The organism is Candidatus Accumulibacter meliphilus, from assembly GCF_036625345.1.
Classification (GTDB): Bacteria; Pseudomonadota; Gammaproteobacteria; order Burkholderiales; family Rhodocyclaceae; genus Accumulibacter; species Accumulibacter meliphilus.
On the sequence record NZ_JAZKTZ010000005.1, the window covers coordinates 126,507 to 153,235 of the forward strand.

Annotated in this window: 18 protein-coding genes; 6 read left to right on the forward strand and 12 right to left on the reverse strand. The window is 63.6% G+C overall.

Annotation, left to right across the window (positions count from 1 at the left end):
* The 3 genes from V5B40_RS11650 to V5B40_RS11660 are packed head-to-tail and all read right to left on the reverse strand — an operon-like array spanning position 1 to position 3,429.
* Complete coding sequence (locus V5B40_RS11650) at positions 1 to 780, reverse strand: ABC transporter ATP-binding protein (RefSeq protein ID WP_332354648.1); 780 nt, start codon at positions 778 to 780, stop codon at positions 1 to 3.
* Positions 781 to 794: 14 nt separating this feature from the next.
* Entirely contained in the window at positions 795 to 1,910 is a 1,116-nt protein-coding gene (locus V5B40_RS11655) for an ABC transporter permease (protein WP_332354649.1), read from the reverse strand.
* Positions 1,911 to 1,917: 7 nt separating this feature from the next.
* Positions 1,918 to 3,429: a Ppx/GppA phosphatase family protein gene (locus V5B40_RS11660; RefSeq protein ID WP_332354650.1), complete on the reverse strand. Its 1,512-nt coding sequence runs from the start codon at positions 3,427 to 3,429 to the stop codon at positions 1,918 to 1,920.
* Positions 3,430 to 3,642: 213 nt separating this feature from the next.
* Between V5B40_RS11660 and ppk1 the strand changes: the two genes are divergently transcribed.
* Positions 3,643 to 5,763: a polyphosphate kinase 1 gene (ppk1, locus tag V5B40_RS11665; RefSeq protein ID WP_332354651.1), complete on the forward strand. Its 2,121-nt coding sequence runs from the start codon at positions 3,643 to 3,645 to the stop codon at positions 5,761 to 5,763.
* 61 nt (positions 5,764 to 5,824) lie between these two features.
* Here the strand turns inward: ppk1 and V5B40_RS11670 are convergent, their stop codons facing one another.
* On the reverse strand, positions 5,825 to 8,050 hold the full coding sequence (locus tag V5B40_RS11670) for a RelA/SpoT family protein (RefSeq protein ID WP_332354652.1): 2,226 nt from the start codon (positions 8,048 to 8,050) through the stop codon (positions 5,825 to 5,827).
* Between the two features lie 38 nt (positions 8,051 to 8,088).
* Between V5B40_RS11670 and V5B40_RS11675 the strand changes: the two genes are divergently transcribed.
* The 3 genes from V5B40_RS11675 (at position 8,089) to V5B40_RS11685 (ending at position 11,183) form a co-directional block, all read left to right on the forward strand.
* Positions 8,089 to 9,021: a DMT family transporter gene (locus V5B40_RS11675; protein ID WP_332354653.1), complete on the forward strand. Its 933-nt coding sequence runs from the start codon at positions 8,089 to 8,091 to the stop codon at positions 9,019 to 9,021.
* A complete protein-coding gene (locus V5B40_RS11680; protein ID WP_332354654.1) occupies positions 9,018 to 9,806 on the forward strand; it encodes a zinc-dependent peptidase in 789 nt (262 codons plus the stop codon). The genes V5B40_RS11675 and V5B40_RS11680 overlap by 4 nt, the downstream gene beginning before the upstream one ends.
* Before the next feature lie 117 nt (positions 9,807 to 9,923).
* Complete coding sequence (locus tag V5B40_RS11685) at positions 9,924 to 11,183, forward strand: amidohydrolase family protein (protein ID WP_332354655.1); 1,260 nt, start codon at positions 9,924 to 9,926, stop codon at positions 11,181 to 11,183.
* A 99-nt stretch (positions 11,184 to 11,282) separates the two neighbouring features.
* On the opposite strand, the gene V5B40_RS11690 is transcribed toward V5B40_RS11685, so the two are convergent.
* On the reverse strand, positions 11,283 to 12,170 hold the full coding sequence (locus V5B40_RS11690) for a ketopantoate reductase family protein (RefSeq protein WP_332354656.1): 888 nt from the start codon (positions 12,168 to 12,170) through the stop codon (positions 11,283 to 11,285).
* Between the two features lie 54 nt (positions 12,171 to 12,224).
* Positions 12,225 to 14,111, reverse strand: a complete 1,887-nt coding sequence (locus V5B40_RS11695) for a sulfatase-like hydrolase/transferase (RefSeq protein ID WP_332354657.1) — start codon at positions 14,109 to 14,111, stop codon at positions 12,225 to 12,227.
* A gap of 270 nt (positions 14,112 to 14,381) precedes the next feature.
* Here V5B40_RS11695 and sodC point away from each other — a divergent pair, with 270 nt between their 5' ends.
* Positions 14,382 to 14,903, forward strand: coding sequence for a superoxide dismutase [Cu-Zn] SodC (gene sodC, locus V5B40_RS11700; protein WP_332354658.1), 522 nt, complete (start codon positions 14,382 to 14,384; stop codon positions 14,901 to 14,903).
* Between the two features lie 25 nt (positions 14,904 to 14,928).
* Here the strand turns inward: sodC and V5B40_RS11705 are convergent, their stop codons facing one another.
* Positions 14,929 to 15,828 (reverse strand): alpha/beta fold hydrolase, encoded by a 900-nt coding sequence (locus V5B40_RS11705; protein ID WP_332354659.1) that lies wholly within the window; start codon positions 15,826 to 15,828, stop codon positions 14,929 to 14,931.
* Positions 15,829 to 16,317: 489 nt separating this feature from the next.
* Between V5B40_RS11705 and V5B40_RS11710 the strand changes: the two genes are divergently transcribed.
* A complete protein-coding gene (locus tag V5B40_RS11710; RefSeq protein ID WP_332354660.1) occupies positions 16,318 to 16,575 on the forward strand; it encodes a hypothetical protein in 258 nt (85 codons plus the stop codon).
* A gap of 35 nt (positions 16,576 to 16,610) precedes the next feature.
* Here V5B40_RS11710 and V5B40_RS11715 read toward each other — a convergent pair whose 3' ends face one another.
* The 5 genes from V5B40_RS11715 to V5B40_RS11735 all read right to left on the reverse strand — a co-directional run bounded on the left by V5B40_RS11715 (position 16,611) and on the right by V5B40_RS11735 (position 26,572).
* A complete protein-coding gene (locus V5B40_RS11715) occupies positions 16,611 to 19,898 on the reverse strand; it encodes a two-component regulator propeller domain-containing protein (RefSeq protein WP_332354661.1) in 3,288 nt (1,095 codons plus the stop codon).
* Positions 19,899 to 20,069: 171 nt separating this feature from the next.
* Positions 20,070 to 22,490: a DNA internalization-related competence protein ComEC/Rec2 gene (locus V5B40_RS11720; RefSeq protein WP_332354662.1), complete on the reverse strand. Its 2,421-nt coding sequence runs from the start codon at positions 22,488 to 22,490 to the stop codon at positions 20,070 to 20,072.
* A gap of 48 nt (positions 22,491 to 22,538) precedes the next feature.
* Positions 22,539 to 24,560, reverse strand: a complete 2,022-nt coding sequence (locus V5B40_RS11725; protein WP_332354663.1) for a methyl-accepting chemotaxis protein — start codon at positions 24,558 to 24,560, stop codon at positions 22,539 to 22,541.
* An 85-nt stretch (positions 24,561 to 24,645) separates the two neighbouring features.
* Positions 24,646 to 25,332, reverse strand: a complete 687-nt coding sequence (gene lolD, locus V5B40_RS11730; RefSeq protein WP_332354664.1) for a lipoprotein-releasing ABC transporter ATP-binding protein LolD — start codon at positions 25,330 to 25,332, stop codon at positions 24,646 to 24,648.
* Positions 25,325 to 26,572 (reverse strand): lipoprotein-releasing ABC transporter permease subunit, encoded by a 1,248-nt coding sequence (locus V5B40_RS11735; RefSeq protein ID WP_332354665.1) that lies wholly within the window; start codon positions 26,570 to 26,572, stop codon positions 25,325 to 25,327. The genes lolD and V5B40_RS11735 overlap by 8 nt, the downstream gene beginning before the upstream one ends.
* Positions 26,573 to 26,729: the final 157 nt, after the last annotated feature.

Genomic DNA, 26,729 nt, shown 5'->3' on the forward strand with positions numbered 1-26,729 from the left:
CTAGCTCGCCTCCTGTCGAATCGCTGCCGCGGCGCGCTTCGGAGCAAAGAAGTTGCGCACGAAGGGATGATCGACGGCCAGCACTTCTGCCGCCGTGCCGCAGGCAACGATCTCCTGATCCGCGAGTACCGCCAGACGCGTCGCCAGGCCAAGCAGGGTATCGAGATCGTGCGTCACCATGACCACCGTAAAGCCGAGCTCCTGCTGCAGTAGTTTGAGCAAGGTGATGAAGTTCTCGCTACGGTCGGGGTCGAGCCCGGCCGTCGGTTCGTCGAGAACGAGAAGTTCCGGTTCCAGGGACAGGGCACGCGCCAGCGCCACGCGCTTGATCATCCCGCCCGACAATTCCGCAGGCATCAGCTGAGCGTGGCGCGGCTCAAGTTCGACCATCGCCAGTTTGAGCAGGACCAGATCACGAATCATTGCTTCGTCAAGGGTGCGCAGTTCGCGCAGCGGAAAGGCGATATTGTCAAAGACCGAAAACGCCGAAAAGAGTGCGCCTTGCTGAAAAAGCATTCCGAAGCGGCGGCGAAGCGCTCGCCCCTGCTCATGATCGCCGTCGAACAGCGTCTGGCCAAAGAGTTTAAGCGTCCCCGCGCTGGGCCGCAACAGACCGACGATCTCGCGCAACAAGGTCGTCTTGCCGCTGCCCGAGCCGCCGACCAGGCCGAGTATCTGCCCGGCTTCGACCGCGAGATCGATGTCGCGATGAATCACCACCGCATCGAAGCGCGTACACAAGCCGCGAATTTCGATGGCCGGTACCGTTGTTCGGGCCACCTCTCCTGCTGCGCTCACAGCGGCAGTCCGATATTGCGAGTCAGAATTGCAGCCACGGCGTCGACCAGAATCGCCACCGTGATCGCCGTCACCACCGAAGCGGTCGTCTGCGAGGACAAGCTTTCGGTATTCGGCTTGACTCTGAGGCCGAAGTGACAGGCAATCAAGGCAATCAGAAAGCCGAAAATCACGCCCTTGCCCATACCGATCCACAGATTGGCGACCGGCACCACCTTGGGCAGGGTATCAATGAAAAAGCCATACGACAGGTCCATCTGCAAATTGGCCGAAACCATGCCGCCGAAAATCCCCGCCGCCGAACACCAGATCACCAGCAGCGGCATCGCCACCGAAAGCGCAGCGACCTTCGGCAAGACCAGGCGCTGGCTTTGCGAAACGCCCATCGTGGCCAGCGCGTCGATCTCGTCGGTGACCCGCATGACGCCGATCTGGGCCGTCATTGCCGACCCCGAACGACCGGCGACGAGAACGGCGACCAGCACCGGCCCCAGTTCGCGCACGATACTGATGCCAAGCAGATTGACGATGAAGACGTCGGCACCAAAGCTCGCCAACTGCAAGGCCGAAAGGTAGGCCAGAACGACTCCGATCAGGAAACCGATCAAGGCCGTCACCGGCAGCGCCTGCGCACCGCTCTTGAAGAGGTTTGCCGAAAATTCTCGCCAGGGGATGTCCCCTGGGTGCCGACAGAGGTAAAACAGGTCCAGGACAAGCTGGCCGATCAAGGCCACCAGGCCGGTGAAGTGACTGGCCGCGGCGAGGACCAGCCGACCGACGGCGAGCAGCACCGACAGGCCGTCGCGCGAACGCGCCGACGGGAGATCAAGCGGCATGAGCTCAACACGCGTAATCAAGGCTCGATGCCGGCTCGAAATGATCAGCGACGGCGGCCACTGTCGGCCCCAGGCGCGCCACAACAGAATTCCGCCGGCGCTGTCCATACGCGCGATGGCCTGCAGGTCCCACGCCGGATTGCCGGCTGCCAGCTCGCGCAGGCGCCGCTCGAAGCTGACAATCGGCTGCGGCATCGTCGCCAGCGTCCAGTCCCCGGACAGGCGCAACTGCAGCCCCCCCGGCTGCTGCACCAGATCGATCGCGGCGACGTTCATCGGAGCCTCACTGGCACGTCCCTGCAGGCGGCAGGGCAGTGAGCTGCAGCTCACTGCCGATACCACCCCAGAGCAGGGACTCTTCGCGCAAAGCGGCAAGAGCCAGCGGGTTAGCGTCCAGCCAGGCGGCCGCGACAGCGAGCTGGAAACCCACGGGCGACTCGCGGATCACCAGCTCTGGCGGTGCCTGCTCGTGACGCGAACGATGCAGCAAGACCGCCAGCCGAAGACAGAAGAGCAACCGCCAGTTCGGATCACCGGCAGGCAGCGAGGCCATTTTCTGCAGCCTGCCGCGCTGGCCGAGAAGCAGCAGCGCCAGGCGCGACTGATCGCGCTGCGAAAATCCCGGCATGTCGGCGTTGCTCACGAGATACGCGCCATGCTTGTGAAAGCTGCCGTGCGCCACCGAAAGGCCGATCTCGTGCAGGGAGACGGCCCAGCGCAGGAAGTGGACTTCGCTCTCGTGCTCAGGAGAATCGAGCTGTATCAGTTGTCCGAGCACGGCCAGGGCGGTACGCTCGACGCGCCGAACCTGCTCCTCGGCGACCCGATAGCGGCGCATGAACTGCGCGACGGTCAGGTCGCGCGTGTCATGATGCTCGAAACGGCTGCGCAGATCGTGCAGGACGCCGAGTGGCAAAGCCCCCGCCGAATAGGTCATTTGTTCAAGTTCGAGCGAGGAAAACACCGCCGACATGATGGCCAGGGCACCGGGGAAGATTTGCAGGCGTTCGCGGTGCAGGCCTTTGAGCGGCAGCCGTTCCGCCGCGCCGGCGGCGATGATCATCTGCCGCAGGCGGGTCAGCCCCTGGCGACTGATGCCGCCGCAGCGCTCAGGGTTGAGGCCGTTCAACTCAAGCACGGCGGCAAGTTCCTGCGCCGAACCCGAGGCGCCGACGGCCTCGTGCCAACCGCAGCCCCGGTAGTCGGTGACCACCGCTTCGATCTGCCGAGCGGCCGCCACTTCGGCGGCGCTGAAGCGCTTCTGGTCTACCTTCCCGCTCGGGAAGAAACGCTGACGGAAATTGATCCCCCCCATGAATAGCGACTCCATCAGCAAGGGTTCGGACCCCTGGCCAATGATCAACTCGGTCGAGCCACCGCCGATATCGACCACCAGACGCCGATGCGGCGCGGCCGGCAGTGCATTCGCGGCGCCGATGAAGATCAGCCGGGCTTCCTCGCGCCCGGCGATGATTTCGATCGGGAAGCCGAGCGCGGCCTCGGCTTGCGGCAGAACGAGGGCGGCATTGCGCGCGACGCGCATCGCGTCGGTAGCCACCGCTCGCACCTGCTCCGGAGCGAAACCGCGCAGCCGCTCGCCAAAACGGCGCAGGGCAGCAAGCGCGCGCTGCTGTGCGGCGTGATCGAGGATTTTCTCCGTGCTCAGACCGGAAGCCAGGCGAACAGGCTCCTTCAGGCTATCGAGCGTGTGAATCTGATCGCCAACGATACGCCCAAGTTGCAGGCGAAAAGTGTTGGAACCCAGATCGACACCGGCAATCAGTTCGTAACTCATGCCCGTTCTTCTTCTGTCCACACGGCGAAAGAGGTTTGCAGGATGAGCATGTTACCACCGCCGACAGCCCTGCCAGCACGCGACACCTGATCAAACAGCCCCGTTCTGACAACAAAACAGGGCTATTGGCGACCAGCGATAGAGCGATGGTTGTAATATGTTTGCTGTCTTCAGCAAGCCTGCCTGATCCATCAATTTTCGCGGAAGGAACCCATGAATACCGTCGCCACGCCCACCGAAACCTCTCTCACCAAGGCCACTGACGGCTTCCCGTCGGACTACTTCCAGAATCGCGAGATGGGGCTGCTGGCTTTCAATCGGCGCGTGTTGTGGCAGGCCAGGAACCCCAAAACCCCACTGCTCGAACGTTTGCGTTTCCTGTGCATCGTCAGCAGCAACCTCGACGAGTTCTTCGAAATCCGGGTTGCCGGCGTCAAGGAGCAACTCAAACTGGGATCGGTAGCGCTCACCACCGACGGCAAGACGGCGCGCGAAGTCTACGCCCTGGTCAGCGACGAAACACACGCCCTGGTCAAGGAACAGTACGCGCTGTTTAATGAAGAGATCCTGCCGCAGCTGGCGAGTGAAGGCATTCGCTTCCTCAAACGCGGCGACTGGAGCCCCGCCCAGCGCGAATGGATCAGCGCCTTCTTTTTCCGCGAAGTGATGCCGGTGATCACCCCGATCGGCCTCGACCCCTCGCACCCCTTCCCGCGCGTGCTCAACAAGAGCCTCAACTTTGCCGTCGAACTCGAAGGTCGTGATGCTTTCGGGCGCAGCTCGAACGCGGCCATCGTGCAGGCGCCACGTGTCCTGCCCCGCGTCATCCGGCTGCCACGCGAACTCGGCGACAGCGAATACTGCTTCATCTTCCTGTCGTCGATCCTGCATGAGTTCGTCCACGAGTTGTTCGCCGGCATGAAAGTCCTTGGCTGCTACCAGTTCCGCGTCACGCGCAACAGCAACCTGTTCGTCGACGAAGAAGCGGTCAAGAATCTGCGCGCCAAGATCCAGGGCGAATTGCCGCAGCGACACTTTGGTAATGCGGTCCGCCTCGAGGTCGCCAACAACTGCTCGGAAACGATGGCCGAGTTCCTGCTCGGCCAATTCGACCTCACCGAGCGCGACCTCTTTCGGGTCGCCGGGCCGGTCAATCTGGTCCGCCTGATGCAGGTTCCCGACTGGGTGCTGCGCGACAACCTCAAGTTTCAACCCTTCAAACCCGGCACACCGAAAGTGCTGCAGAAGAATGCCAACCTGTTCGACGCCATCCGCGGCGGCGACATCCTGCTGCACCATCCCTACCAGAGCTTCAATCCAGTCATTGAACTACTCGAGCAGTCAGCCGCCGACCCGCAGGTGGTGGCCATCAAGATGACCGTTTACCGAACCGGCACGGACTCGGTGCTGATGCAGTCGCTGTTGCGCGCGGCACAGAATGGCAAGGAAGTCACCGTGGTCGTCGAACTGATGGCGCGCTTTGACGAGGAAGCGAACATTGGCTGGGCGACCAAGCTTGAAGAAGTCGGCGCGCACGTCATTTACGGCGTTGTTGGCTACAAGACGCACGCCAAGATGCTGATGATCGTCCGCCGCGAGGAAAGCAAGGCCGGCGGCAGCGTCCTGCGCCGCTACGTGCACCTCGGTACCGGCAACTACCACCCCAAGACGGCCCGCCTGTACTCCGATTTTGGTCTGCTCACCTGCAACGAAGACATCGGTGCCGATGCCAACGAGGTGTTCAAGCAGCTTACCGGCCTCGGCCGCGCGCAGACCCTGAAGCACCTCTGGCAGGCGCCTTTCTCGCTGCAACCGAATGTCGTTGCCGGGATCCGTGCCGAAGCCGAGGCAGCACGCACCGGCAAGCGTTCACGAATCATCGCCAAGATGAATTCGCTGCTCGAACCCGAGACCATCGCTGCTCTCTACGAAGCCTCGCAGGCCGGCGTCAAGATCGACCTCATCGTCCGCGGTGTCTGCGGCTTGCGTGCCGGCGTCAAGGACCTGTCCGAGAACATCAACGTCTGGTCGATCATCGGTCGACAACTCGAACATCATCGGGTGTTCTATTTCTTCGCCGACGGCGAAGAAAAAGTCTATCTATCGAGCGCCGACTGGATGGAGCGCAATTTCTTCCGCCGCATCGAGCTCGCTTTTCCGATCCTCGACCGCAAGCTGAAGCGCCGGGTAATCACCGAGGGGCTGCAGATCTACCTCACCGACAATACCCTGGCCTGGGAACTCGGAGCGGATGGCAGCTATCATCAGCGGCGCGGCTCACGGACCACTCCGCATTCGTCGCAAGCCGAGCTGATTGAACTGCTGAAGGACTGACGAGCAGCTGAAGCACTGGTCAGCGCCGGTCTGGCAAAACCTGCCAGGCCGGTGGTGCGACTCAGGCGCGCCTTGCAGCCACCACGCCCTCGACACCGTGCAGCAGGCTCAGCGTGCGGTTGAGCTGCGGGATGCTGCCCACTTCGGCAGTGAAGCGCATCAAGGCCTTACCCAGCCTGGACTGCGTATTGACCGCGATAACGTTGAGTTTTTCGCGCGCGAGGACGTCCGAGACGTCGCGCAACAAGCCTTGACGATCGTGAGCGTCGATGACGATATCGACCGCAAAAATACCTTCCTCGCCGCCGCCCCAGGTGGTTTCGATCACCCGCTCGGAATTCATCGCACGCATGTTCGAAAAATTGCTGCAATCGGCACGATGCACCGACACCCCTTTGCCACGCGTGACGAAGCCGACAATGGGATCCGGTGGCACCGGCTTGCAGCAACCCGCCAGCTGCGTCAGCAAACGCCCCATGCCGACGATCAGAATGCCCTTCTCGGCGTCATCGCTTGGCCGCAATCTGGACACCGCCAACTCGGCGAGATCGTCTTCGTCCGGAGGTGCCTCGCCGCCACGCACCGCCAGCTGCAACTGGCGCATGTTCAACTTGGCCCGCGCAACGGCAATGAACAGGTCGTCAGGGCGGGCAAAACCGAGCCGGTCCGAGAGCTCGTCGAGACTGACGCTCGATTGCCCCATGCGCTGCAGCTCGCGAGTCACCACCGCCCGCCCCTCGGCGAGCATGTCCTCGAGCGCCAGATTGGCAAACCACTGCCTGACCTTGGCGCGCGAGCGATGAGTGAACACGTAGCCCAGCGAGGTGTTGAGCCAGTCGCGTGACGGGCCGCCGTGCTTGGCCAGAACGATTTCGACGCGCTGTCCGGTGGTCAGTTGCGTATTCAGCGGCACCAGTGCGCCATCGACCTTGGCGCCGCGGCAGCGATGGCCGATGTCGGTGTGCACGCGGTAGGCAAAATCCACCGGCGTCGCACCACGCGGCAGGTCGACGACGCGCCCCTGTGGGGTCAGGATGTAGATCGTGTCGTCGAAGGCCGCTTTCTTGTAGTGTCTGACCCAGTCCGACGAATCGACGGACTCGTCCCGCCAGGTAAGCAGTTGCCGAAGCCAGGCGATCTTCTCATCGTAGCGGTCTTCCGGGGTCGCCTGGCTGCCCTCCTTGTACCGCCAGTGCGCGGCAACTCCCAACTCGGCATGCTTATGCATATCGGGAGTCCGGATCTGCACCTCGAGCGCGCGTCCGTCCGGGCAATGCACGGCCGTGTGCAGCGAACGGTAGTCGTTGCCTTTCGGGTGGGCGATATAGTCGTCGAACTCACTGCCGATCGGCGACCAGATGTGGTGCACGATACCCAGAGCCGTGTAGCAGTCCTTGACATCCTTGACGATGACCCGCAGCGCACGTATGTCGTAGACCTCCGAGAAAGCGACATCCTTCTTGCGCATCTTGTTCCAGATACTGAAAATGTGCTTCGGTCGGCCGTAGACCTCGGCATCGCCGACAGCAGCGTCAGCCAACTCGCGCTTCAGGCGATCGACCGCGTCGACGATGAACTGCTCGCGCTCGGTCCGCTTCTCGTCGAGGTGTTGCGCAATATCCTTGTAGATCGCCGGATGCATGAAACGGAAGGAGAGATCCTCGAGCTCCCACTTCAGCTCCCAGACGCCGAGCCGATTGGCCAAGGGCGAATACAGTTCCAGCGTCTCGCGCGCCACCGCCGCGCGCAGCGGATCGGGCTCGACGGCGTAGTAACGCAGGGTCTGCGTGCGCGAGGCCAGGCGCAGCAAGACGACGCGAATGTCTTCGACCATCGCCAGCAGCATCTTGCGCAGCACCTCGACCTGCGCCTTCATTTCCTGCGGCTTCTTGTCGTCACTTTCCGACGAATGAGCGACGAAACCACGAGTGATCGGTCGCACGCGGTTCAGACGCGAAATGCCGTCCACCAGATGCGCAACGCTGCGCCCGAACTCTTTCTCGATCAGCGCCAGGCCATGCTCCTGCTGCGCCGGCAGCGCGAAGAGCAGCGCCGCCAGCCGCGCATCGGCGTCGAGCTTTAGCCCGGCAACGATCAGGGCCATCCCCAGGGCGTGCCCCCAGACGCTTTCGCCACTGCCCAACTGGCGCTCGCCATAGGACGACCGGGCAAACTCCACCGCGCGTCGAATGCGCTCGCCGTCAGCGACCGGCACTCCGTCAAGCAGGGATTGCAGGGAATGTTCGAAGTCGCCCTGAGCGGCGACCGAGTGAGTAACTGAAACCATAAGGCAATTATAATGGACTCGCCGGCGCATCAGGCATAATGCGCCTTTGCCGCCCCTTGCCGCCGATGTTCGCCCGCCTGCAAAACCCCTACCTGCTGCTCACGCTGACCGTCCTGTTCTGGTCCGGAAACATGGTTCTTGGCCGCGCCATCCGCGACCAGGTGCCGCCGCTGTCACTCGCGTTCTGGCGCTGGGCGATTGCTCTGGCACTGGTCCTGCCGCTCGCCCTGCCGCAGCTGCGCGCACAGTGGCCACTGCTGCGGCGCGGCTGGAAGCCGGTAGTCGTGCTTGGCCTGATAGGCGTCGCCACCTACAACACGCTGGCTTACGTGGCCTTGAACTACACGGCGGCGACCAACGCCGTACTGCTCAACTCGTTCATCCCGATCGCCACCATTGCCCTGTCATGGGCCTTCCTCAAGAAGCACCTGCACGGCATCGAGTGGCTCGGGGTGCTGCTTTCGTTCGTCGGCGTGACGATCATCGTCTGTCGTGGCGAAGTGCAGACGCTGGCCAATCTCAGTCTGAACATCGGCGACCTGTGGATGCTGGTGGCCGTATTCTCCTGGGCGCTATACACCATCGGACTACAGTGGCGGCCAGTCGGTGTCGACCCGATGTTGCTGCTCGCCGCCTTCATCGCCGTCGGCCTGATCGCCCTCGCCCCCGCCTATGCCTGGGAGATTTCCCGGGGCAAGACGATCCACATTTCGCCCAGCTCGCTGGCCGGTATAGCTTATACCGGCGTTTTCCCGGGCTTTCTCGGTTACGTCTTCTACAACCGCGCCGTCGGCGAAGTCGGTGCCAGCAAGGCCAGCCTGTTCATCCACCTGATGCCGGTCTTCGGCACTCTCCTGGCGGCCATCTTCCTCGCCGAGATTCCGCGCTCCTACCACTACCTCGGCATTGCCCTGATCTTCACCGGCATTTACCTGACCACCGCCGCGCCGGGAAAGGTGAAGACGTCATGATCGGCAAGCTGATCGGCTGGCTGCGAAAACAGCCGCAGACCGCCGAGATTCCTGATGCCCTGTGGCAGGAAATTGTCTCGGCACTGCCTTTCCTCAGAGCGCTCGACGCCGACGAACAGCAGCGGCTGCGCGCCTTGGCCCAGGAATTTCTCGCCGAGAAGGAGTTCACCGTCGCCGGCGGCCTGCAACTCAGCGACGAGATCTGCGTCTCGATTGCCGCTCAGGGCTGCCTGCCGATCCTCGAACTTGGCCTCGACTATTTCCGCGGCTGGGTCGGCATCGTCGTTTACCCTGACGAGTTCGTCATTCCGCGCAGCGTCGAGGACGAATTCGGCGTTGTCCATGAATACCAGGAACTGGCCTCGGGCGAAGCCTGGGCTGGTGGGCCGCTGCTGATCTCCTGGCGCGACGCGCAAATGGCCGGCGCCGGTTACAACGTCGTGATCCATGAGTTCGCGCACAAGCTGGACATGCTCAGTGGCGAAGCAAACGGCGTCCCGGCCCTGCCACCGGAAATCTCGCGAGCCGATTGGCAGCAGATTCTGCTCGCCAGTTACGAAGACTTCTGCGCGCAGGTAGACGAAGCGGAAGCCAGCGCACAGGACACCGTTTTCGATCCCTACGCGGCAGAGAATCCGAGCGAATTCTTCGCCGTCATGAGCGAAGCATTCTTCGAGATGCCGGAAGTGCTGCGCGCGCAATATCCGGCCTTCTACGAACAGCTCGCGGCTTTCTACCGCCAGGACCCGGCAGCCCGCATGCCAACGGCGAGTCGCCTGCAGTAAAGGCGCAGCGCTGCTTGCCCTCCTTGAGCATTGCCAGCGCCCGGGTCCGCACACATTGCCGGCATCTGCCGGCTATGATCTCGTGGCGGGTATAGACAGGAAATCATGGTATCCCGAATGAGAAGGCGCCTGTTTCTTGGTGCTGCCGCCCTGAGTTTCGCTGCCGGTGCAGCATGGTGGGGACGCGACTGGCTGCCGCTGCGCGGCCTGATCAACCCCTGCCTGGCGCCGGCTCTGCCCGACCGACTGGCCGAGCATCCTGTCGTCAGGGATGTCCTGGCCGGTCTCGATCCGGCCAAACTATGGGATTGCCATGTGCATCTGGTCGGCACCGGCGATTCGGATCCGGCAAAGGTATGGGTCAATCCAGCGCTCGACAGCATCTGGCACCCTTCCCAATTCCTGCAAAAAAGGCTGTACACCAACGCCGCCTGCGTTGATGACGCGGGCGGCGGCGACGCGTCCTTCCTCGCACGCCTGGCCAGTTTGATCGACCCGCATAGCGGGATGCGCCTGATGCTGCTCGCCTTCGATTACAACCACGATGTGGATGGTCGGCGGCGCCCCGAATTGAGCACTTTTTTCGTCGCCAATGAGTACGCCCAGTCGGTGGCGGCGGCGCGCAGCAACTGGGAATGGATCTGCTCGGTTCATCCCTATCGTGAAGACGCGCTCGAGGCCCTGGAATGGGCCGCCGCACACGGCGCGCGGGCGGTGAAATGGCTGCCACCGGCGATGGGAATGGATCCCGCCTCGGCACGCTGCGACCGCTTTTACCAGACCCTGCAGCGGCTTGACCTGCCGCTGCTGACACACGGTGGTCATGAATTGGCGGCAGAGGGCGGCGGACATCAGGACTATGGCGATCCACTGCGACTGCGGCGTCCGCTGGAACAGGGCGTGCGCGTCATCGTCGCGCATTGCGCATCGCTCGGGGAAACCACGAAGGGTGGCGAGAGCGGCAATCCATCCCGAGGCCTGCGCAACTTTCAGGCTTTCCTGGGCATGATGCGTGAGCCCGCGCACGAGAAACTGCTGTTTGGCGATCTATCCGCGGTCACCCAGATCAACCGTGCGCCCGAGGCACTGCAGACGCTGCTGCTCGCGGAAGATCTGCACCACCGTCTGTTGAACGGCTCCGATTATCCCTTGACCGGCATCCTGCCCTTGTTCTCCCTGCATCAACTGGAGCGACTTGGGCTGCTTGATGCGCAGACGGCCGACGTCGTCGCGGAGATCCAGAAACACAATCCCCTGCTCTTCGACCTGGTGCTGAAACGCAATCTGGTCTGGAACGGGCATCGCTTTCCGCGTCAGGTATTCGAGACGGCCGATTTCTTCCTGCCCAAAGCTCATCACGGGCAGAGACACCCCTGATGATGACGGTCGTGACCATCCCCCTCTTTCCCGACCCTTATCCCAGGGCAGAAGAAGGGAGATTCGTGGGTCGCGGAAGCGACTTTCACGGTAAGGCGCCTATCGTGCTTCAAGCAGTTTGACGATGGCGTACAGGGCGCGATTGACCGGCGTCGCGATGCCCAGTGCCTCGCCTTTGCGCAGCACGTAGCCGTTGAGATGGTCGATCTCGCTGGGCTTGTTGCGCGCCAGGTCCTGGGCCGTTGACGAGAGCTGGCCGGGCATGGTGCGCGCGATCTGCTGTACGGCGTGCCAGGAGTCGCCGGCGACACTGACCCCTTCTGCCTGCGCCACGGCGAGACACTCGCTTACCACGTCGCGCAGCACGCCTTCGACAGCATCCCCTTGCACCAGACGACCATAGGGGAGCTGCGTGATCGCGGACAGGGCATTGTAGGCGCAGTTAACGATCAGCTTGGCCCATAGCGCACCCGCCACGTTGTCGGAAATGGTGACCGGCACGGCGGCGTCGGCGAACAGCTTCAGCAAGTCCTCGCTGAATGACGACGCTCCGATGACCAGTTCTCCTCGCCCATGATGTTTGACGCAGCCAGGGCCGGCCATTTCGGTGGCCACGTAAACGACCGCCGGAGCGACTTCCCGGCGCAGCGCGGCTTGCAGCCGCTCGGCGTTGTCGACGCCGTTCTGCAGACTCAGCACGAAAGCATCGGCGTCCAGATGTGGGGCCATTTCTGCGGCGGCACTTTCGGTATCGGGCGACTTGACGCAACAGAGCACCAGCCGCGCACGGCGTACGGCGCTCGCGTCGGTACTGGCCTGCATCGGCACCTGCTCCTGGAAGGATTGCGTATCCATGAACAGGCCATCGCGAGACACCGCAGCCACATGCGGCGCTCTGCCAATCAAGAGCACCGCATGTCCCGCACGAGCCAGCATGCCGCCGTAGTAACAGCCAACCGCACCGGCGCCCATCACTGCAATTTTCATTTTGTTCCTTGAAACCAAGGCGTCGTCAATACCAGCCTCGGAAAAACTCTGCCTTTACTGCACAAAGCGACGACTCTCGGCGATAACCCGCTTGAGGGCGGTGCTACTGGCGTCGATTCCCGCCTGGCGCTGATCTCTGCGCAGTCTCTTGTCCTGCCCATCATAGACATCGTAGCGGAAGAACTCGCTGCCGGTGAAGGGGAAGACGAGCTTGCTGTCACCGTTCTTGATGCCCATGAAGTTGTAGTTGCCAAGAACCAGGAAGTCCTCGCTCTGGAACAGGTCGCCGGCCAGAGTATACGCTTGCGCCGGAGTCGAGACACCCAGGTAGTCCATCAGCGTCTTCGGGATTTGCAGGTGCGAGGTGACATGTTCAAAGGACTGCGCCGGGTAACCGGGAAGGTGCAGCAGCAGCGGTACCCGGATCTGCTCTTCGGGAAAATAGTTGCCGTGGCCATGCCCCCAATGGCCGTTCTCCATGAACTCCTCGCCGTGGTCACCGGTGAACAGGACCACGGTGTTGGCCAACTGCTTGCTGGCCTGCAGGGCGTCCAGGATGCGCCCGACCTGCGCATCGACGAAGTGGGCGGCGTTGATATAGCGCTGGTGGATGGCATCGACGTTGGTCAGCAAATCCAGCTTGGCGTAGTTCACCTCGTGCAGGTAGTCTGGCCGAATGACCGCCGACTCCGGGAAGGTGTACGGGGCGTGCGTGGCCTCGAAAAACATGAACATGAAACGCGGCCTGGTGCCATCGGCGCCCGCCAGTTCGGCGAGGATGTTATCGATGTTCTGCTCGTCACGCCGCCACGGCTCGCCCTCGTTCAAAGCCTGCATCAGGGTCCCCGCGGGCATGTCGGCAAAAACGGTATCGTCCAGCTCCGGATAGGTAAAACTCTGGCTGGTACGCAATGAGAACAGGTAGCCCTTGTCGATCAGCAGGTCGATCAGCACCGGCCGCACCCGCTGCTTCTGGAAAGCGTACCAATAGGGCGCGTGCAAGCCGTAGAACATCGAGAACATCCCCATGCGCGTACGATTGCCGCCACTGTAGTGACGTTTGAAGCTCAGCGACGTCTTGGCGAAGGCCCAGAGATTCGGCGTAATCTCCGCGCTGAAAAGATCCCAACGGAACGACTCAGCGGTCAGCCAGATAATGTTCGGGTACTTGTCCCGGGCCGTCGCGGTGATCGGCTGCAAGGGATAGCTGACCTTTCCCGCGGCCAGTTTCAGGGTGTTCGATTTTTCCGCCGGCGCCACGCCGAGTCGGCCCAACAAGCTGCTAGCACTGGTATTCAGGTGAAACGGCAGCACTGACGCCGCCTGCAAATACGACTCCTTGCCGGTGTAAGCGCTGAAGGCATAGACTCCTTCGGTGACGAGCAAGGTCAGGAACAGAAGCGCGGCCAGGCTTGCAGCCATGCGCGGCGCGGAACGTCCCGGTTCGGAAGGCGGTTTCGCCGCCGCGCGATGCAGCACCAGCAGGAGAACGGCCAACACAAGCGCTGCGACAGCGACCAGGGCGACGACGGTAGAGATGGTTTCCTGGCTCGCTCCCAGCGCAGCAAGCCCCCCTGGCGTGGTCACCAGATTCCACACGAAAGCGTTGATGTGGTATTCGTAAAGCTTGAAGAGTTGTAGATCGATAAACACCAGCAACACGACAATCAGGCCGAGCAAGCAGACAGGCCCATAGACCAGCGCCAGCTTCCAGCGTGGAATGGCTTCGCCGCGGGGGCGAACGAGCATTTCCAGCACCCAGCCAGTCAGCATGACCGGCGACAGAAAGATCGCCGCGTAAGCAAGCGACGAGAGCGCAGTGAAGAGAAGAACGCTCGGCTCGGGGGCCTCGATGTACGGCCAAAACTGCACCAGCAGCAGGCACAGCACAACGAACATCACCAGGTAGAAGCGCCGCAGTGCGCGCTGAATTTGTGTCATCGGAAGACCTCGACAAGAAAGCTTGGCGCATGAGAGTGCCACGCCAAGCTTAAGTGGGATTTAAGCGCAGCCGAAAAAGTACTTGCCCCGGCAGCGGCCTTGCGCTCGGCTTCAGCAAGTCGTTATCATGGCCGCACGACCCGTTCTGGCGGCCTCTCGCACCGTGACCGGTCCCCATCCCTTCCCGCCGCTGCTGGCGCAGCGTTCAACAAGGCTGCTCACAAGCACTGGCCCGCCGAGTGAACCGCTCTTCCACCCAAGGAGTCACCCATGAAAGCTCCCCTTAGCGTTGTAGTCTGCCTGCTGTGCCCGGCTCTCGTTTTCGCAGCCGAGACAAGCGTCACTATGAACCTGGCGAGCAGCCAGGGCGTCGGCTCTGCCGTGGGAACGGTACGCATCGTCGAAACGCCATACGGCCTCGCTTTCTATCCTGACCTCAAGGGCTTGCCGCCTGGTCTGCATGGCTTCCACGTACACGAAAAGCCGGCGTGCACCCCCGCTGACAAGGAGGGCGTGGCAGTCGCAGCGCTGGCGGCGGGTGGGCATTTCGACCCACAGGGAACGCAGCGGCACGGCGAACCGTGGGGCGACGGGCATCTCGGCGACCTGCCAGCGCTCTACGTTGCCGCCGACGGAACGGCCAGCACCCCGGTGCTGGCGCCAAGACTGAAGCTCTCTGACGTGCGCAATCGTTCGCTGATGATGCACGCTGGCGGCGACAATCACTCGGACCACCCGGCGCCGCTCGGCGGCGGTGGCGCTCGTGTCGCATGTGGCGTGATCGGCGGCTGATCGACGAAGGGCGCGTTCAGCTGGCTCAGACGAGCAGCAGGAAATCGCGCACCGCTGCGATCTGCTGAGCGTCGAGAAAGGTCGGCGCGTGTCCGACGCCGGGAATCTCGACAGTCTGCGGGCGCGGACCGCGGCTCGCCATTTCCTGCAGCGTCGCGCGCGTCAGGACAGTCGAGTCAGCGCCACGAACGACCAGCGTCGGGCAGCGAATGGCATCGTAGAGCGGCCACAGATCGACGTCGCCAACGCTGATCTGGCGCCGGAACGGGTCACCGATTGCCGGGTCGTAGCGCATCTCGAGGCGGCCATCGTCGGCCCGCTGCAGGCTGCACTCGGTAAGATGGCGCCACTGCGCGTCAGTCAGGTGGCCAAAGGGCTCGCTGACCAGGCGCACATACTTTTCGGCGTCTTCGTAGGTCGCGAACTTCGGTGCCCGACCGACGTAGTCGCCGATCAGTTGCAGCGAGGCCACCGGAATAAGTGGGCCGACATCGTTGAGCACCAGGCGGGAAATCGGCGAGTCGTCCTGGCTGGCAATCCACATGCCGAGCAGCCCGCCCATCGAAGTACCCAGCCAATGGACCCTGTCGACATCGAGGCGCGCGAGCAACACCATCAGGTCGGCCACGTACTGCGGAAAAACGTAGTGCGCCGAGTCGCGTAGCCAATCGCTGCGCCCCCGCCCGACAACATCGGGGCAAATGACACGGTAGTCGGCAGCCATCGCCCGCGCCAGATCGTCGAAATCGCGCCCATTGCGGGTCAGGCCATGCGCGCAGACCAGGACTTTCGGATTGTCGCGCTCACCCCACTCGGTATAGGCCATGCGATGCAAACCGGCGGCTGAGGCACAACACACCTCGCGTTCAAGGATTCCCGGCGGCGACCCAATGAGCCAAGGTGAGCGGTCAGCGCGGACATTCATCTGGTAAATCTCCCTGCAAGTTTCATTTTCCCTGGCTATGCGGCCACTCGGCAAACTCGTGCCGGCGCCCGCCTGTCTCTGTCTATTGGCCACCGCTTGAGCTTGCGTCGTGCCTGCCGCCGGCAGCGCTTGCCCCGGCGCGAAGGGCGAGACTCTAGCACAGGCCTGGAATCCGCGCCCACGGACCCGACGCGGTCAGTACCGGAACTACCCCGCCCGAATCTGCACCCGTGTCAGTTTTTTACCACTAGTGGCGACAAATGCTTGTCAGCGTCGGATCAGGCTTGACAACCCCCCCCAGCCATGGAAAACAATAAGCCGAGCTTACAGAAGCTTAGCGACCACAGTTAAAGTCGCTTATCACCTCATAGACTCTGAAACTCGAACGCTGGACCCAAGAAACGCTTCAAGAACGACTCAGGATGGCCGTTGCAGAAGTATCAGCCAGATCATTGCGGCCAGTAGTACTCTCCTCAAGGAGCGAAGCCCATGAACATTTCAGATGACACCGTGCTGCAGTTCTTTCGCGATCTCGTCCGCGACTTTTCGCAACCGCATTTCTCGGAGGCGGAATTTCTCCAGCAGCAATACGCCGTAATCGAAGCGTATGTAGAGCACTTCCCGGCAAACGAGAGGGACTCCCGGGCGCTGGCATGGATCGAGGCCAACGCCGGGCAGTACCGTCAGCAGTGGCACCTGCAGGCGGCAAGCGGCGGACGCCAGATGCAATCCAATCTCAGCCACTAATCCCCTCTTGCGCAAGCGCACCGACAAGCCCAAGCTCACTCCACGGCGGAGGCTGAGCTGATCTCAGGCGAGGACGCCGGGTCCAGAAAACCGGCTGCCCGCAGACCGTCGTGATGCGGCGAGCAGACGAGCTTCAAGCCACCCGAGCGCGTCCACTCAGCCAGAGGCCTGCGCGACCGGGCAAGCAAGGCTTCGGCCGACTCGCCGCCAGCGCTGAGCGCCCCGAGCCAGCCATTGCGACCAGCGCCCTTGACCGCGTAGAGCGCTGCATCCGCAATCTTTACCGCGGCAGCCCAATCCAGAGCGGCGGCATGCTGCATTGACAGCGGAAAGCAGCAAAAGCCGATCGAGCAGGTCTTCGACAGGAAGCGGCCATCCTCCAGTTGGAAAGCCTGATCGGCCACCGCCGCCCGTGCCCGCTCGGCGAGGTCCGCCGCGTGCGAGCGCGGCGTCGCGCGCGCCACGACAAGGAATTCCTCGCCACCCCAGCGAACCAGATAGTCGGTGTCACGAAACGCCGCAACCAATCGCGCACTCATTTCCCTGATCACCGCGTCACCCGCGGCATGGCCATAGCGGTCGTTGACCTGCTTGAAGCAATCGATGTCGAACAGAAAGAATATCAAGCCAGCCTCCGCGCGCAGCTTTGCTCCGTACTTGAAGTGACTCTCGTACTCGCGTACCGCCAGGGCGGCATCGGCGTCGATGTGCTGGGCCAGGAAGCGGCGGTTGCGCAGGCCGGTCAAGGGGTCGGTCAAGCTCGACTCTTCAAGGGCGGCCGACTTTCCCTGCAACGCCAGCGCCAGCGCCTCCAGTTCGGCCGTGCGCTCGTGCACCATCTGTTTCAGTTCGATCTGGTGCAAGCGCAGATGGCGGGTTCGCAAGCGCACCAGCGCGTTGACCAGCGCCAGCAGCAGGGCCAGCATGAGCAGCCGAAACCACCAGCTCTGCCACCAGGCGGGCATCACATGCACCTTGATCGCCAGTTGATGCGGACTCCAGGCGCCGCTGCGATTGGTGGCGCGCACGCGCAGAACGTAGTCGCCGGGGTACAGATTACTGTAACTGGCGACCCTGGAATCGGCGCTGGTTTCGATCCATTCAGGGTCGAAACCCTGCAGTTGGTAGGCATAGCGCACACGGCCCGAGTCGCTGAAATCGACCGCCGTAAAAGCCAGGCTGAAGCTGCGCTGATCGGGCGCCAGTTCGAGACCGTCGAGGATTCCTCCAGCCGGCTGGCGCTGGCCGTTGATGGTCAGCTCGGCGATCAACAACGGTGGCGCGTAGGCCGAGGCGTCGAAGCGCTCGGGCCTGACCACCAGAATGCCCTTGCTGCCGCCAAACAGTAGTCGCCCATCAAGCGTCTTGGCTCGTGAGAGAAACCAACCGGTGCCCAGATCGGCACCGTCGGCGGCAGTCAACTCGTCGAGCCGATCGTTGGCGGGATCGTAAACATACATCTGCGTCCAGATGCGTCCGCGCGCATCTTCCAGCAAATTGCCACCAAACGGCCGCCCGATGATGCCATGGCGTTCGCTGACGCGCTCGAAAATTGCCTGCCGGCCATCCCAGCCGCGCATACGATGCAGACCACTCACGGCCGTGTCCACCCACAGCGTCTGCTCGCTGTCGAAGAGAAGGCCAATGACACTAGGGTTGCCAAGGCCGGCGCCGGCGGGCGCTTCGACCGGCAACAGCTCGTCGCCACCAGCAGCAACGCGAAACAGCCCCTTGCCGCTACCCACCCAAACGCTCCCATCAGACGCCTCGGCAAGAGCATTGATATCGGCGCGCAACGCTTGCCCCTGCGGCTGACTGATACGCACGACTTCGGCCGAACCGGGCCGCCAGCGGAAAACGCCATCCTGCGTAGCCACCCACAGCGAGCCATCTCTGGCGGCGAGCAAACGGCGTACCAGGCCGCCAGCATGGGGCAGCGTTTGCAGTTGCCGATGATCCTGGCCGAACTGATAGAGCATTGAATCAGCGCCCAGCCAGACGCTGCCATCGCCGGCCTGGGCCATCGCCTCGACGCGTACCGGCGGCAACGGCTGCCCTTCTGCCTGGCTGGCCGCCAGCGCCTGTTTCGGCGTCCGCGGCCACAGCGCACCGGTGACGCGCAGCAGGCTGTCCATGACCGCCACGCCGCCCCTGTTGGTCGCCGCCCAGATTTCGCCACTGTCGACTTGCAGCAGGCTGCGCACGTCGGCCTGAGAAAAAGGGCTACCGATTTGCGCATCGGCGCCGCGCAACCAGATGCTCTGGTTATTCGGATCATTGCGCTGCAGACCGACACCAAAACCGCCCACCCAGATCAGGCCGGCCTGATCGCGGAGCAGCGCCGTCACTTCGTTGCCCGCCAGGCCCGAGCGCCGGCGCGGATCGTGCCGCAAGCGCTGCACCAGGCGACCGTCGGCGACCGTGTGCAGATCGATGCCGGTCGATCGACCGACCCACATTTGCTCGCCCGACGCCTCGATCAGACTGGAAACGGCGCCCTGGTTGGCAATGTCCTGCGCGTAGTCAAGGAACAGGCCCTTGTCCGTCGCCGGGTCGACGATCGCCACATCGCCCTGCTGCGTGCCCACCCAGATGCGCCCGTCCGATGCCTGGAACAAGGCCTGCACGATGCGCCCGGCGAGGCTCGCATGGCCCTCCCCGTCGCCTGAGAAAACCGGCTCGAAGCGATCACTACCGGCCTTGCGACGGCTCAAGCCGGCCCAGCTACCCACCCACAGCGAGCCCTGATCGTCGATCAGCAGTGCCTGCACACGATCATCGGGCAGGCTTCCCGCCTGCGGCGAATGTCGGTAGTTGACGACACTGCCGTTGCTCGGCTGAAAGTGATCCAGCCCGCCGCCCTCGCTACCCGCCCAGATACTGCCGTCGCGATCCTCGGCCAGGGCGCGGATGGTCGGCAGCACGCCGGCATTCTCCTTGCTGTCGCCGCGCCAGGAAGTGACACGCTCGGTCGCCGGGTCATAGACCGCCAGGCCATCCCATTCGGTACCTATCCACAGACGACCATCGCTGCCGGCGAGCAGGGCGCGGATCCAGCCCAGGTTGCGCGCCGCCGGGTTCGCACTCTCACGTTCCTGCGCACGGAAGCGATAACCGTCAAAGCGCACCAGACCGTCGCCGGTCGCAACCCACAAGAACCCCGCCCGGTCCTGGACCATCGTCGGAACGACATCGCGCGGAATGATGCCGACCCCCACCGACTCGAAGCGTGGCTCGGCCAGCGGGTTGCCAAGGTTGAGAGGAAGCAGGGGGTCGGCGTGCAGCGCCGTGACGCTGAGCAGCAAGAGCGCCAGCAGCCTCATCGGGCGGCGCTACGGGGTGAGCGAAAAGACGCGCACGCCCCGGGCAATGGTGATCTCGCAGACATGCCACATTGTAGCCGCCAAGACCCTACCGTGGTCAGTGCTCTGGCTCGGCAAGCAGGTCGGCGACAAGCGGCCGTGGGTCAGATAGCTTTGCGCTGCCCATTCCGCTCACTGTCCGTACCAGTAACGCCGATGTTCGCTGCGATACGCGGCAAGCGCCACGCCGCCGGCGAGCTCGATGCGCACCGCGCCGTCGGCATCGCTGCGCCACACGCGACTTCCTGCATAGCGCGCGACGACATCCGGCCGTGGATGCTGGTAGCGGTTGCGATAGCCAACGGGGATGATCACGTCGCGGGCAGCAACGGCAGCAATGAACGCCAGCGTCGACGAGGTGCCGCTGCCGTGATGCGGCACCAGCAGGACTTCGCTGCGCAACAGCGCTGGCGCGCGATCAAGCAGTTCCTGCTCGTCGCGAGCCTCGATGTCCGCGCTGAGCAACATGCTCCCGGAGGCATTTTCCAGGCGCAGCACGCAGCTCATGTTGTTGGTTTTGGCGGTCTGGAGTCGGTAAGCGGCGGCGTCAGGGTGCAGCATCGTGAAGCGAACGCCATCCCACTCCCAGCTCTGGCCGGCCGCACAGCGCTCACCGTCCAGTTCCGGCAGCGAGCTGAGCAGGCGGCCGACGGGCAAGGCTTCCCGGATGGCGACCAGGCCGCCCGAATGATCCTTGTCGCGATGCGTGACAATAAGCGCATCGAGCCGGTCGACGCCGATCGCTCGCAGGTAAGGGAGGACGATGCGCTGCCCGGCGTCGGAGTCGGAGTCGGCGCTGTACAGCGGCCCGGTATCGTAGAGCAGTGTGTGCTCGGCGGTGCGCACGACGACCGCCAGCCCCTGGCCGACGTCGAGCACATCGACCCAGGCGTCGCCCGGCGCAGGGCGTGCGGCCGGCCAGAACAAGGCCGGCAGCAGCAGGCAGAAACCAAGCCAGCGTGCCGGAAAGCCGCGCGGCAGCAGCAGGCACAGCACCCCGAGCAGGGCCAGCAGCGTGGCCAGCAGCGGCGGTGCCGGCTGTTGCCAGAGCGGCCAGCGCGCCAGCCATTCCAGGACGATCATCAGCAGCGACAACAGCCAGTGGTCGAGCTGCAGCAGCGGCGTCCAGGGAACGATGGTATAGAGCAGGGCGAGCGGAGTGATCAGGAAGCTGACCACCGGGATGGCCAGGGCATTGGCCAGCGGCGAGACCAGCGAAAACTGCTGAAAGAGAAGCAACAGTAAAGGCAGCGTACCGACCGTCACCGCCCACTGCGTTGTCCCCCAGCGGGCCAGTGTCGCACGCCAGCCAGGCCGCACTCCGAGGCGCGCCGTACCGACGAAAAAGAGCACCCCGACCGCCGCGAAGGAGAGCCAGAAACCCGGCGCGAGAACCGCCCAGGGATCAAGCACCAGTACCAGCAACAAGGCCAGCAAGAGGCTGCGGCTGGCGCCGAGATTACGCCCCGACCATAGCGCCAGCGCCACCACGCTCAACATGTAGAGCGTGCGCTGCGTCGGTACGGCAAAGCCGGCGAGCAGGGCGTAGGCGAAAGCGGCCAGCCAGCCGGCGGCGATCGCCGCTTTCGCTGCCGGCAGCCACAACAGCAAGCGTTCGCTGCGCCGCCAGAGCCAGCCGACCAGCGCCGCAAAGAGCGCGGCGACCATAGTCACGTGCAGCCCGGATATCGACATCAGATGAGTGACGCCGGTCTGCCGAAAAACGCGCCACTGCTCTGTCGAAATTGCCTGCTGGTCGCCGATCGCCAGTGCGGCAAGAATCCCCACGTAGGGCGCCTCCGGCAAGGCGGTGCGGAAAGAGCTGCGAATCCGCTTGCGCAGGCGCTCGATCGCATAGCCCGGCCCGAAAACGAAGTCATCGAGGCGCTGCGCCACGCCTTTCGGGCGCACATAGCCTGTCGCCCGCAGGCCGCGCTCGAAGAGCCAGGCTTCGTAGTCGAAACCGTGCGGGTTGGCATTGCCGTGCGGTTTTTTCAGACGCACGGTGAATCGCCAGCGCTCGCCCGGACGAGTCCTGGGCGCTGCCGGGGGCACTGCGGTCAGCGCTTCGTAGCGCTCGTCGGCGCGCTGGCCGTGGTACCAGGAGAGCATGATTCGCGGCGGCACCCGTGCCTGCGGCAAATCAAGCGAATCGACCGCCTCCACCGCCTCCACCGCCTCCACCGCCTCCACCGCCTCCACCGCCTCGACGGACTCGACGACGAAGGCGAAGCGCTCGCCGTTTTCGAAGTCCTGTGGCAAGCCGGCGACCACCCCGACGAGCTGCAGGTCGCGGCCTTCCGAGTCGGCCGGCAAGCGCTCCTGCAAACGCTGCTCGGCGAGCAGCGCTGCCCACGCCAGGCCCAGCACGGCGCAGGCCAGTACCGAAATGCTCCGCCAGGCGAGCGGCGCCGGCTGCCGACGCGCACCCGCCCGGATCAGCCAGGCGGATGCGCCGAAAAACATCGCCACGACCAGCGCGAAAGGCGGCAAACTTCCCCAGGTCTGGAGAAGCCCGACCCCCATGGCGAAGGCGAGAATGTTGGCGCGCATGCCGCATTAGAACGGAAAATCGCCGTCACGCGCGCACTTCAACGGGAGTCAGGCGAGTTTGAAGCGGCGGACTTCGGCGTCCAGGCCTTCCGAAAGGCTTTCCAGCTGCGCCGCAGTCCCGGCATTGCCGGCCACTGCCGCGCAGTTCTCCCCGGCCATCTGGGCAACACGCTCGACGTTGCGGGCAATCTCGGCGCTGACGACGCTCTGTTCGCGCAGTGCGCTCGAGATACGCGCCACGCTGTCCACCACCTTGCTGGCATTGCCGCCAATTTCGCCGATCGCTTCGCCGGCCTGGGTGGCCAGCGCGACGCCCGCGCTGACCCGGCTGACGCCCAGCTGCATGCTGCTCACGGCATCACGAGAGCCATTCTGAATGGCGTCAATCATGCTCGAGATCTCCTTCGTCGAGCGCGTCGTCCGCTCGGCCAGCTTGCGTACCTCGTCGGCGACGACCGCGAAACCACGCCCCGACTCGCCGGCGCGCGCCGCTTCGATCGCCGCGTTGAGCGCCAGCAGGTTGGTCTGATCGGCAATTTCCTTGATCACATTGACGATCGCCGAGATCTTCTCCGAGCGCCCACCCAAGTCGGCGATGACCGACGCCGCATGGTTCACGATCTCCGCAATGCGCTCGATCTCGTGCACGACGTCACCGACAACGCGGCTGCCGTCGGTCGACAACTCGCCAGCGCGGCTGGCCAGCTGATTGGCGTCCTGGGCGCTGGCCGAGAGGTTTTCGATGCCCACCGTCATTTCTTCCACCGCCGCCGCCATTGCCGAAGCGGCATCCCTCTGCTGTGTGCTGCTGCTGGTAATGTTCCCCGCCGAGGCAGCAAGGTTCTGGGTGGCCCCGAGCACCTCGCCGGCACTGCGCTGGACTTTCTGGATCAGGACACGAAAACCCTCGCTCATTTCGTTCAGGCTGTCGCCGACCAGCTTCAACTCGTCACGGGTACCGAGATCCACCCTGACGCTGAGATCGCCGGTGGCAATCATTCGCGCATTCGCTGCCAGGCGCTTGATGCTGCCAATCGTCGCAAAATAGAAAGCGATCGACACGTAAGCGTAGATCAGCAGAATAAGCGCGGCGACGGCGATACTGATGGCCAATTCCCGCTGTGCTCGCTGTACCCGCTGCAGCAGCAGCTGTTCGAGGGTCGGGAACAGGCTGTCGAACATCTCCTTGTAACCCTTCTCGATCGCCCGCGTCGTCACCGCGAAATAGACCGCCGGCAGCATCTCGTAGCGCTCGCTGAGGATGTCTTCGTTCACCATGGCGCCGAACTTTTCCGCCGCCGCGCCCATGTCCTTGCCCGCAGCGTCGAGCGCCGCCTGCAAGCCCGGATTGTAGTGCGCGGTCTTGGCGAGATTTCGCCGCAGACCATCCACCGCTGCATTGAGCCTGCCCAGCGCAGACGCCAACTCGACCTGTTGCGCCATCGCCAATGGCTCCTTCCGGCTCAGCGCGCCGGTGCCGATCGCGCGCAGCTGGCCCATGTTCTCCAGCGCCAGCGGCAACTCGTCAACCAGTGTATCAATGAGATAGCTCGAGTCGATGTCAGGATCGTTGGTAAGGGAGTTCTGATCGGCGATGACGCGCTGGAAGCGGGCAAGCTCGTCGATCAGGGCGGTATGCGTCGAGAAGTTCTCGCCTACCGGCAGCTTGAGGCCTTCCTTCTCGATCGTCGCCCAGGCGGCGACGAGCTTCGGCCACGGATCCGCCACGGCCAGCTGCGGCGGGAGGCTCGCGGCGACGGCCTGCAGCGCTTGCTGGATGTCTTTTTCCCTGGCTGCGCGCCGGTATTCCATTTTCTCGTCGCCATTCAGAACCCCTGACGAGAGGCCACGATGGACCTGCAGGTGCTGCACCAGAGTGGCGATCGGCTTGATTATTTCGAGACCGGCCAGCTCGCTCTGCGAACGCTCGATCACTTGCTGCGTGACATGGTAAAGATTAACCGCCAGAAGACCGATCGCGATCAGCGCCAGCATCCCCATGACCGTAAACTTCTTCGTGTAGCCAAGGCGGTTGAGCAGGGCAATGGCCGGGGCGAACAGGGTCTGCATGATGATCCGTCTCCAAAGGGTGCCACAAGACCCTTAACGACAGCAGGCGCCGAAACTTTAGGCGATTGGCGCGCCAGGCAGAATCTCAGCCCTCCGACGACTGCAAGCGACCGTCGTTCAGGGTCAGGATGCGTTCGGCACGGCCGGCAAGGGCCGGGTCGTGGGTGACGACGACGAAACTGGTCTGCCGCGAGCGGTTGAGCGCCAGCATCAGCTCGAAGACGCCGGCGGCGGTTTGCCGATCGAGGTTGCCGGTCGGCTCGTCAGCGAGCACGCACGCCGGCTCGGTAACCAGCGCGCGAGCGATCGCCGCCCGCTGCCGCTCACCTCCTGACAGTTCCGAAGGCGTGTGCTGCAAGCGGTGGCCGAGACCGACTTCGCGGAGCATCGCTGCGGCCCGCGCTTCTGCTTCCGCTTTCGCCAGGCGGCGGATGATCAGCGGCATGGCGACGTTCTCGAGGGCAGTAAATTCGGCCAGGAGATGATGAAACTGATAGACGAAACCGAGGTGGTGATTGCGCAGCGTCCCCCGTTGCGCGTCGCTGATGCTGTTCAGATCCTTGCCCATCAACTGCACGCTGCCGGCGCTCGGCGCGTCCAGGCCACCGAGCAGATGCAGCAAAGTGCTCTTGCCCGAACCCGAGGCGCCGACGATGGCCACCCGTTCGCCAATCTGGATTTCAAGATCGACGCCAAGCAGCACCTCGACTTCGCTATCGCCCTGGCGATAGATCTTGCTCAGCCCTTGACAGGCCAGAACCGGCTCACTCATAACGCAGGGCTTCCGCTGGATTGACCCGGCTCGCACGCCAGCTCGGATAGATCGTCGCCACCAGCGCGAGCACGAAAGCAACGCCGACGATCGTCGTCACATCGCTCCATTGCAGCTCCGAAGGCAGGTTCGAGATGTAATAAACCTCCTTGGCGAGAAACTGTGTGCCGAGCAGGCGCTCGATGAAGGGCACCACGACATCGACGTTGAGCGCCAGGGCGACGCCGCCGGCGACGCCAAGGCCGAGACCGATGAAGCCGATCAGCGCGCCCTGCACGATGAACACCAGCATAATGCTCATCGGGCTGGCACCGAGGGTGCGCAGGATGGCAATGTCGGCCTGTTTGTCGGTCACCGCCATGACCAGCGTCGACACGATGTTGAACGCAGCGACGGCGACGATCAGCGAGAGAATGATGAACATCATGTTTTTCTCGATTTGTACGGCGCGAAAGAAATTGGCGTGGCTGCGCGTCCAGTCGCTGATGAAGGCGTTGATCGGCAGGGAACTGGCCAGGGCGCGCGCCACCTGCGGCGCCTTGAACAGGTCGTCGAGCTTCAGGCGCACGCCGGAAACACGATCGTCCATGCGATACAGGCGCTGCGCGTCGGCGAGGTCAATCAGCGCCAGACCACTGTCGTACTCGTACATACCGACTTCGAACAGGCCGACGACGTTGAAAGTCTTCAGACGAGGGATCACCCCGGCCGGCGTCACCACGCCCTGCGGGGCGATCAGCGTCACCCGGTCGCCAACGCGGACGTCGAGCGCGCGCGCCAGCTCGCTGCCGAGGACGATGTTGAAGCTGTCGGGAGTCAGATCGTCGAGCTTGCCGCTCTTCATGTGCGGGCGAAAATCGGCGACCCGGTCTTCCTGGTCGGGCAGAATGCCGCGCACCAGGGCACCGCGCACCGCCTGCCCGGAGGTAAGCATCGCCTGCGCCTGTACGAAGGGCGCGGTCGCGAGCACGTGTGGCTGTCCGGCCGCCTGCTCGGCGACCACTTGCCAGCCCGCCATTTCGCCGCTGCCGCCAGTGATCTGGACGTGCGAGACGACGGCCAGAATGCGCGAGCGCAGCTCGGTCTGAAAGCCGTTCATCACCGACAGGACGACAATCAGCGCGGCGACGCCGAGCGCGATACCGAGCATGGAAATCAGCGAGATGAAGGAAATGAAGTGATTGTGCTTCTTGGCGCGCGTGTAGCGCAGGCCGATCAGCAGCTCGTAAGGAAGGGCCATCAGCGGCGGGAACTCATCTCAGGTTGGTGCTTCGAAGCGCCGAAACGGCAAAGCCGCTATGCTACACTTTTTCAGTCAAGGCCTGCCCCCATTCAGCCATTCCGCCTTGCTCGGACAGCGCCGGGCCACATGCAAGCCATCCGTCCACCACCGCCAC

Bases quoted from the DNA above. Each gene is read 5' to 3' on its own strand.
- V5B40_RS11655 (WP_332354649.1), bottom strand. From the start codon at position 1,910: ATGAACGTCGCCGCGATCGATCTGGTGCAGCAGCCGGGGGGGCTGCAG.
- V5B40_RS11695 (WP_332354657.1), bottom strand. From the start codon at position 14,111: ATGACACAAATTCAGCGCGCACTGCGGCGCTTCTACCTGGTGATGTTC.
- V5B40_RS11715 (WP_332354661.1), bottom strand. From the start codon at position 19,898: ATGAGGCTGCTGGCGCTCTTGCTGCTCAGCGTCACGGCGCTGCACGCC.
- V5B40_RS11735 (WP_332354665.1), bottom strand. From the start codon at position 26,572: ATGGCCCTTCCTTACGAGCTGCTGATCGGCCTGCGCTACACGCGCGCC.
- V5B40_RS11675 (WP_332354653.1), top strand. From the start codon at position 8,089: ATGCGCCTTTGCCGCCCCTTGCCGCCGATGTTCGCCCGCCTGCAAAAC.
- V5B40_RS11720 (WP_332354662.1), bottom strand. From the start codon at position 22,490: ATGCGCGCCAACATTCTCGCCTTCGCCATGGGGGTCGGGCTTCTCCAG.
- V5B40_RS11710 (WP_332354660.1), top strand. From the start codon at position 16,318: ATGAACATTTCAGATGACACCGTGCTGCAGTTCTTTCGCGATCTCGTC.
- V5B40_RS11660 (WP_332354650.1), bottom strand. From the start codon at position 3,429: ATGAGTTACGAACTGATTGCCGGTGTCGATCTGGGTTCCAACACTTTT.
- V5B40_RS11685 (WP_332354655.1), top strand. From the start codon at position 9,924: ATGAGAAGGCGCCTGTTTCTTGGTGCTGCCGCCCTGAGTTTCGCTGCC.
- sodC (WP_332354658.1), top strand. From the start codon at position 14,382: ATGAAAGCTCCCCTTAGCGTTGTAGTCTGCCTGCTGTGCCCGGCTCTC.
- lolD (WP_332354664.1), bottom strand. From the start codon at position 25,332: ATGAGTGAGCCGGTTCTGGCCTGTCAAGGGCTGAGCAAGATCTATCGC.
- V5B40_RS11670 (WP_332354652.1), bottom strand. From the start codon at position 8,050: ATGGTTTCAGTTACTCACTCGGTCGCCGCTCAGGGCGACTTCGAACAT.
- V5B40_RS11705 (WP_332354659.1), bottom strand. From the start codon at position 15,828: ATGAATGTCCGCGCTGACCGCTCACCTTGGCTCATTGGGTCGCCGCCG.
- V5B40_RS11680 (WP_332354654.1), top strand. From the start codon at position 9,018: ATGATCGGCAAGCTGATCGGCTGGCTGCGAAAACAGCCGCAGACCGCC.
- ppk1 (WP_332354651.1), top strand. From the start codon at position 3,643: ATGAATACCGTCGCCACGCCCACCGAAACCTCTCTCACCAAGGCCACT.
- V5B40_RS11690 (WP_332354656.1), bottom strand. From the start codon at position 12,170: ATGAAAATTGCAGTGATGGGCGCCGGTGCGGTTGGCTGTTACTACGGC.
- V5B40_RS11725 (WP_332354663.1), bottom strand. From the start codon at position 24,560: ATGCAGACCCTGTTCGCCCCGGCCATTGCCCTGCTCAACCGCCTTGGC.